The organism is Stenotrophomonas sp. INTA L402-1 (assembly GCF_059295135.1).
This window is the reverse complement of record NZ_JCAFWP010000089.1, coordinates 1-1,704: the sequence shown is the minus strand read 5'-3', so window position 1 is coordinate 1,704 and position 1,704 is coordinate 1. Positions and strand designations below refer to the sequence as shown.

General features: G+C 46.8%; 2 protein-coding genes. One reads left to right on the top strand and one right to left on the bottom strand.

Annotation, left to right across the window (positions count from 1 at the left end; genetic code table 11):
* Positions 1-550: hypothetical protein (locus AC5O77_RS21595; protein WP_494507151.1), on the top strand; the 550-nt coding region annotated here is incomplete at its 5' end.
* A 241-nt stretch (positions 551-791) separates the two neighbouring features.
* Here AC5O77_RS21595 and AC5O77_RS21590 read toward each other — a convergent pair.
* Complete coding sequence (locus AC5O77_RS21590) at positions 792-1,562, bottom strand: replication initiation protein (protein ID WP_000957088.1); 771 nt, start codon at positions 1,560-1,562, stop codon at positions 792-794.
* Between the last annotated feature and the right edge of the window lie 142 nt (positions 1,563-1,704).

The window sequence follows — 1,704 nt, the reverse complement described above, 5'->3', positions numbered from 1 at the left end:
GCCGAAGACATGGCCGGAGTCTTTCTGTCTTGGAGAAGACCGCCAGCCAGCCATGCCATCACTGGCAGCAAGGAAGGTGGATTTTACGCAGGGACGTCTGCCACCGACGCTGATGCCGGTAATGAGTTCTGTCGACCGGGAAACCCGCCAGCTTCAGCTTTTGCTGGTCATGGGCGTGGATGACTCTCTGGGCGGTGTTGTCCGGCTTAATGGTACGCTGTATCCCGCGTTTGCCGTTCCCTCAGCCGATAACAGCCAGCTGGTCATCAGTGCACTGACCGATAAGGGGTTACGGTATGCAGGGTATGGTGTTGCCGTAAATCACGATGCAGACAGCCACATATCACCTGCGCCGGAACTTATGGAGTTTCATCTGAAAACCCGTGAGGCACCGCTTTTTGCTGCCGTCAACACACCAGAAAAACAGCCGGATCATCTGTTCCGCTCGCTGGGTTTCAATCGTACCTGGGACGAATGGCGGCGCGAGGAAGATGCACGAACACACGCCACCGAGAGGAGACCTGATCGCGGTTGGTCACAGGGAATGTGAACAATATTTTGTTTTGTTTAACATCGTGTTATGTTCGTCGATGTTCATCGACAGGGATGAATGCAAGAAGCACACTCACATAGCGCAAACATAGTTTTGTTTTTCCGCCCCCAAAAATTGGGGGTTCTTTTTTTGCTGCATCAGAGCGTTTTTGACGCAATTTTTCACTTCAATAGTACCTTCGCACTACTAACACAAAAAAAACGCAGCAGGGAGCGTTTTAGGTGCCTTAAAATCGATTTTAGATCGTCATCTTGATCTGTTTGTCTTCCTTGAAGCGAAAATGCAGGGCTACAACCGTGCGCCCCTTTTTGATCGTCTCAACCGTTACAGCCAGGTCGCTTTTTTTGTTCAGTTCGTCAACACAGGGTTTTATTAGATCCCTGTTTAACGTTTTGAAATCTTTATATTTACCATCAAGCATCAGTGATGATTTAAAATCATCGAGGGCGATAATACGTTCCCCAGTACTGCGGAATTGCTGGAGAATTTCGTATATTCTTATGCTGTAACTTCTTGATAAATTAGAAATATTTTTAATGACGACTCTGGTGAATTGCCCCTTCAACTGTGTCAGATAAGGCATTACCGCGTCAGAAAAAGTGATTTGTGCTTTCCCCTCTCCCCTCGCGTACTGTGCCCGATACTGAATCCAGCGGAACTCCTCGCGCTTCTCGTCGTCCTTGAGAATGATCGACCTGTCCCACAAACGATCGATCGCTTCCTGTAGCTGAACCTCGGCATTTTTCCGCCCCATATCAGGGAATGAATCAAAATATTCCGCAGCTGTAATGGTCATTGTCTTTTGCAATTCAGGTGAAGCTACGTCAGTACCGGAGTTAAGTCGGCTTATGCAGAGCAATAAGAAACGCTGTTCTTGTAAAGTTAGCTTGTAACTGGCCTCAACCAGCGCATTGGACTTATAGGCTATCAGAGGGTTTGATGTCATTTTAACCACCAGGCCAAAAATGAGGTGAAATAAAAACCTATCACCTTTAGCATTGGTGAGCAATTATATTTTCACCCCCCATTTTCCTGTGAATATTACCTTAAATCTCCTCACCTTTACCTTAAATTACCTCACCCAAGCACCTTAAAGTATCTCACCGTTACCTTAAATTCCCCCACCTATGCACGTGTTTCGCAGTGTGTTT